The organism is Candidatus Desulfolinea nitratireducens, from assembly GCF_982879505.1.
In genome coordinates, this window is record NZ_CEYOSI010000014.1 from 1 (window position 1) to 5,875 (window position 5,875).

The following is a 5,875-nucleotide window of genomic DNA, read 5'->3' on the forward strand; positions in this document are numbered from 1 at the left end:
TTGGAGAATTGATGCCGATCAACTATTCAATTATTAAAGTGTCAGGTGGCTAGAGAATTATCTTCTAAAATATAAACTTCCGAAGTTCTGAAAGCTTCGGAAGTTTTTTCTTTTCTGGTATGATCCAAACATATAATTTCAGTAGTTCACGATTTTGTCGTAGTAATGGCTTCGCTTGGCACACTTTAGTGTTAGCCATTAAAAATTGCGTGTACGTTCTCAAAAAAGCGACTAAAGTCGCCACTACAAGGTACTTGTATTGCATCCATGATCTACTGAATTTGGATCACGAAATTGGCAACTATATTCTTCGGGCGGCATTAGGATGACGCTCTTCGCCATTGACGGATTTGATCTGCTATTTGTTCTTTCAGCAACGATATTTAATTTGCTCATCGCCGGGATATTTATTGCCCAGAAGCAGGCCAACCCCAGGCTGGTGCGCAAATTTGGGGTCGCCTGGCTATTGCTCGCCATTCCACTGACGGTGGTCTACATTCGCTATTGGGCTCTCTCCAAAGCTGCCTGGATCATGATCTACTTCAGCTTCATCCTTTTTTATATGCTCGTCGAATGGCTGTTGGATTACGTCTTTAAATATGATTTTCGGACCCAAAAACGGACGCATATTCCCTATATCATTCTGGAATATATCGCTCTTTTTGGGCTGCTCGGGATTTCCTTTGCAATCGACCGCATCGGGGGATTTATCGTCACGATTTCTTTTTGGGTATTACTGGGTTGTCTGATCTATCTTTATCGTGGAAGGAAAAAGAATGCATAAAGTAAATTTGGCCGAGAAATTCTCTCAATTTGAGAGCTACTGGGATCCTAAAATTGTCGGTGAGCTAAATAATCAAAATGTGAAATTAGTAAAAGTGATAGGTGAGTTTGTCTGGCATCATCATGACAATGAAGATGAATTATTTTTAGTGGTGAAAGGGAAGTTGCTCATTAAGCTCCGCGATGGCGATATTGAATTGAATGAAGGGGAGTTTTATATTATTCAAAAAGGTGTGGAGCATCTACCCGTGGCTGAAAAGGAAGCGCATATCCTGTTATTTGAGCCCAAAGAGACGGTGAATACGGGCGAGACAGATTCAGATAAGACCGTCACTGATCTTGGTGTGATCTGATAAGTAACCTATGAAGGAGTTCATCATGTATAGTAAAACAGCCCAATACTATGACCTGATCTATAGCTTCAAAGATTACGCTATAGAAGCCGAACAGATAAAAGATTTGATCACGCAGGAACATCCAACTGCCAGCAGCATCCTGGACGTGGCATGTGGAACTGCCGAGCACGCCAAATATCTTTCTGACAATTTTCAGATTGATGGCATTGATCTGGAACCGGAGTTTGTGAGGATCGCCCAGGGAAAGGTATCTAACGGTCGGTTCCAGGAAGCGGATATGAGTGATTTTGAGCTGGGCTTACAATATGATGTTGTCCAGTGTTTGTTCAGCTCAATTGGTTATCTGAAAAAAGCCGGGCAGGTTGTGGATGCGCTGATCTGTTTCAAAAAACATCTCAACCCGGGTGGGCTTATTCTTGTTGAACCATGGTTCAGCCCCGAACAGTGGAATGTTGGTTCCCCGCATGTGCTGACGATTGACGAGCCCGGTCTGAAGATCTGCCGGATGAATAGTAGCGGGCTTGAAGGAAATATCTCAAAGATGCACTTCCATTATCTGATCGGCACCCCCAACGGCGTCGAGCATATCACCGAAGATCATGAACTGGCTTTATATACGTTGGAGGAAATGCTATCTTTCTTCGAACAAGCCGGACTCACGGTACAGTATGATCCAGTAGGTCTTTTTGATCGGGGCTTATATATTGCAAAAAAAATGCAGCTAAACAAGGAATAAAGATATGAATGAGCATGAGAAAATAAATTACGTTGAGTTCCCCGCGAAAGATATTGCTGCCACCAAAGATTTTTTCACAAAAGTATTTGGCTGGTCTTTTGAAGATTACGGCCCTGACTACGTCGCGTTCTCAAATGAAGGTTTGGACGGTGGTTTTTACAAGTCTGATTTGGTAGCTGCCATAAAAACAGGCAGCACTCTGATCGTTTTCTATAGCAAAGATTTGGAGAAAACCCAGACGAAGATCGAGGCGGCTGGCGGCTCAATTTTGAGAGCTATATTTTCTTTTCCAGGTGGCAGTCGCTTCCACTTTGCTGACCCAAATGGAAATGAATATGCGGTCTGGTCGGATAAAAACGAGAATAACAATTAGAATTAGCCTCTTCACAATTCCTTACCGGTAAGAATCGATAGAAACCGATCGTCTTACGGGGCAAGGTGACAGCAACTTTATTGGTAAATTTTTCTATGAATTTAAAGAAACTCCTTTGGAATGGGTTATTCACGTTCGTTTTTTTATTATTAATGGGTGCATGTACTACCCAGGCTGTTCCAACCTCCCTTCCAACACCTACTAAACGGGTATCCCCATCTCCAACGATGTTGCCCACGGCAACCTTCACAGCGACCCCAATCCCAACAGCGACGGCTATCCCGCATCCACTTTCCATTGTTGGGATGCGTGCTCGTGAATATCCTGGTAGCGATATCATCATCGAGGAAACACTTACGACCGGATCAAATTACAGTCGTTATTACGCCTCCTATCTTTCGGATGGATTGAAAATCTACGGTCTGTTGACTGTGCCCAATGGAGAAAAACCAGCCGAGGGTTGGCCTGTGATCGTTTTCAATCATGGTTATATTCCTCCGGACATCTACCGTACGACCGAACGCTACATCGCCTACGTGGACCTGATCGCCCGCAGCGGATATATCGTCTTTCGAACCGATTATCGTGGTCACGACCAATCTGAAGGGGAAGCGCGCGGCGCATACAGCACTCCCGATTACACAATCGATATCCTGAACGCAGTTGCCTCGATCAAGAAATATCCAGACGCGGATCCAGATCGGATCGGAATGTGGGGGCATAGCATGGGTGGATACATCACCCTGCGCTCAATGGTGATTAACCAGGAAATTAAAGCCGGAGTCATCTGGGCTGGAGTGGTTGCCACCTATCCTGAGATGCTCACCAACTGGCGGCGCGATGGGAGGGTTATCCCCACACCACGTCCCAATTCATGGCGTACAACATTATTTCAGCAATATGGAGACTGGGAGGAAAATCCTGAGTTTTGGGATTCAATTTCTGCCAACGCCTATCTGGATGAGATCTCGGGACCAGTGCAGTTACACCATGGTACAAACGATAAGGATGTGCCGCTTGAGTTTTCAGAATCGCTTTTTTATCAGATGCTGGATGATGATCAATATGTGGAACTCTACAAATACGAGGGGGATAATCACAATATTTCGAATTATTTCAATCTTGCCATGGAGCGAACGATCGAATTTTTTGATCGCTTTTTGAAATGAACGCTGGGCAATTTCCTGGAATTTCTTATATTTCTCCTGGCGATATGGCGAGCCAGCACCGCAGGGCTTTGTATACAAAAAACCGCAATATTAAAAGAGGTAAACTAATGAGCAGATACCCAGAACCCGAAAATAAAACAGATTTTAGCATCCACCCCGATACCAAAATTGCCTCCCTTTCCTTAACAGTTTCCAACCTTGAGGAGCAGATCGCCTTTTATGAGCAGATGCTTGGATTCCAGCTCCTTTCGCGGGAGGCGAAGCAAGCCCGTCTCGGGATTGGCAGCCGTGAATTAATCCACCTTGTGGAGGAACCTGATCCCAAACGCTATCAACGTGTGACGGGACTTTATCATTTCGCGATCCTGCTTCCGAATCGGCGCGAATTGGCCCGATCTATGGCACGTCTCTTTTCTGCACAATACCCAAACTCTCCTACTGATCACATCCTGACCAAAACCACGTATCTTGATGACCCCGAAGGGAATGGCATCGAACTTTACGCTGAATCTCCTGAAGATGGGGCCTGGTTCATGGACGAGAATAGCTTTTACGCACGCCGTTCGGATGGCTCACTCAGCAATGGGCGTGAAGCTTTGGATCTGGATGAGCTCTTCAGCCATCTCAAAAAGGATGAGGAAATGGATCTGCCAATCTCACAGGAAACACGAATCGGGCATATGCATATTCATGTCCGCAATATCGCTGAAGCTGTGGATTTTTATCACGGCGTACTGGGCTTTGACGTGATGGGCAAATCAGCAGCCATGCGTGCTGCCTTTCTTTCTGCAGGAGGCTACCACCACCATATCGGGTTGAATATCTGGCAGGGCGAGGGCGCTCCGGGGCCTCCTCCTGGTGCGCTTGGGCTGCGCCATTTTTCCATTGGATTGCCCGATCAAAGCGCGTTGGATGCAGTCATCGCTCGTGTGGACGCGGCAGGAATCCCCGCGAACCAGGTGGATAACGGATTGCTTCTGGCTGACCCCTCTCAGAATGGTGTCTTGCTGATCAATAAAAAATCTTAGGTCCTAAATTGATTGTATTTCAATTCTTATCCCTATAATGAAATAGAGAGAAGGAGTAAAAATGCCCGAAGGTCGTCCGCCCGAACAAATCACCCCGCAATCCTTGAATGATTATCTGGAGATCATGAGTAAATCCGTCTTCCAATCTGGGATGTCCTGGAAGGTCGTCGATGCCAAATGGCCGAGTACAAAAGAGGCCTTCCACAACTTTGATATTGAAACCGTCGCCAACTTTCACGAAAAGAATCTCGACGACTTGACGAATGATAAACGCGTGATCCGTCATTATCGCAAGCTTTCGGCTGTCGTTTCCAATGCAAAGAAAATTATTGAGTTGGACAAGGAATATGGTTCGTTCCAGAAATATCTGCGCTCCCATGGAGATTTCGACGCCACCATCAAGGCCATTCGCAAGGACTTCAAATATATGGGTCCCTCTGGCATTTACATCTTCCTCTACGTGATCGGTGAAGATGTTATCCCGCACGAGGAGTATGAGAATCTATATAAAAAGTAGTCCAACCAATTATGAATAAGCTTAATTGGCATAATATCCCTGTTCCGGAAGGCCACATGATACTGCTTGTTGTGGGTATCGCTCTGCATTTGTGGCGCCCGCTACCGCTCTTCCAAGCCACTTGGCCTGCCCATCTTTTTGGATGGCCTCTCCTGCTCCTGGGAATTCTCCTCGCTGCCTGGGCAGTTGCGGCTGTCAATAAGCTGGATACCCGGAAGCCGACCACGATCATCCTCAGCGGACCTTTTGCCTTTAGCCGAAATCCAATGTATTTTGCCTGGACTCTGATTTTTATTGCGATAGCCCTGCTGATAAGTACCTGGTGGCTGATCATCTTCCTGCCCATCCTGATCCTCTTCACCCATTATTTCGTGATACTTCAAGAGGAGCGTCAACTGGAAGAGCAGTTTGGAGAGCCATATCTTCAGTATTGTGCTCGGGTGAAGCGCTATCTGTAGATGGAGAGGTAGTTGAGGAAGCTCTATATGAAATAGCCAAATCCTCGGTGCTAAGCATTGAGATTGCGCGCTGCGATGAGAATAGAATTCCTTATAATATAATTCTCAATATTTGATTTAGCACAGATTATTTTGTGCAAATAAGCGAAATGGGGGAAATCATAATAAAAGTCTGTCCCATATTATTAAAACATGCTATACTGTCAGAACATGTATTTATTATGTCAGCGATGTTCTGACATAATAAATGAATATGAAATTCCTAGGATGTGATTAAAATGCTGATGCCCTTGCTAGGTTCGATAAATGCTGAAAGAGTATTGATTTATATCTTAGCTAGAAATGATGGGTATGCCCGTAAAATTGCCAGATTCTTTGATTCAGATCCAGACTCTATTCAAAAACAACTAGTAAAGCTGGAAAATGGTAGTGTACTGGTCAGCAAAGTGGTTGGA

8 protein-coding genes are annotated in these 5,875 nt (G+C 45.1%); all 8 read left to right on the forward strand.

Features of this window, described 5'->3' with window-relative positions:
- The first annotated feature begins 325 nt into the window (after positions 1-325).
- The 8 genes from AC3DOM_RS02270 (at position 326) to AC3DOM_RS02305 (ending at position 5,420) form a co-directional block, all read left to right on the forward strand.
- Entirely contained in the window at positions 326-784 is a 459-nt protein-coding gene (locus AC3DOM_RS02270) for a hypothetical protein (RefSeq protein WP_487917402.1), read from the forward strand.
- The gene (locus tag AC3DOM_RS02275; protein WP_487917403.1) at positions 777-1,136 is read left to right on the forward strand and encodes a cupin domain-containing protein; all 360 of its coding nucleotides are present in this window, start codon (positions 777-779) and stop codon (positions 1,134-1,136) included. Before AC3DOM_RS02270 ends, AC3DOM_RS02275 begins: the two co-directional genes overlap by 8 nt.
- Positions 1,137-1,161: 25 nt before the next feature.
- The gene (locus tag AC3DOM_RS02280) at positions 1,162-1,875 is read left to right on the forward strand and encodes a class I SAM-dependent methyltransferase (RefSeq protein WP_487917404.1); all 714 of its coding nucleotides are present in this window, start codon (positions 1,162-1,164) and stop codon (positions 1,873-1,875) included.
- 4 nt (positions 1,876-1,879) lie between these two features.
- Positions 1,880-2,248, forward strand: a complete 369-nt coding sequence (locus AC3DOM_RS02285; protein WP_487917405.1) for a VOC family protein — start codon at positions 1,880-1,882, stop codon at positions 2,246-2,248.
- Positions 2,249-2,343: 95 nt separating this feature from the next.
- The gene (locus AC3DOM_RS02290; protein WP_487917406.1) at positions 2,344-3,417 is read left to right on the forward strand and encodes an alpha/beta hydrolase family protein; all 1,074 of its coding nucleotides are present in this window, start codon (positions 2,344-2,346) and stop codon (positions 3,415-3,417) included.
- A gap of 107 nt (positions 3,418-3,524) precedes the next feature.
- Positions 3,525-4,445, forward strand: coding sequence for a VOC family protein (locus tag AC3DOM_RS02295; protein WP_487917407.1), 921 nt, complete (start codon positions 3,525-3,527; stop codon positions 4,443-4,445).
- 61 nt (positions 4,446-4,506) lie between these two features.
- Positions 4,507-4,962 carry a DNA-3-methyladenine glycosylase I gene (locus AC3DOM_RS02300; RefSeq protein WP_487917408.1) on the forward strand — a complete coding sequence of 152 codons (456 nt, stop codon included), beginning with the start codon at positions 4,507-4,509 and terminating at the stop codon, positions 4,960-4,962.
- An 11-nt stretch (positions 4,963-4,973) separates the two neighbouring features.
- Complete coding sequence (locus AC3DOM_RS02305; protein ID WP_487917409.1) at positions 4,974-5,420, forward strand: methyltransferase family protein; 447 nt, start codon at positions 4,974-4,976, stop codon at positions 5,418-5,420.
- The last annotated feature ends 455 nt before the right edge of the window (positions 5,421-5,875 follow it).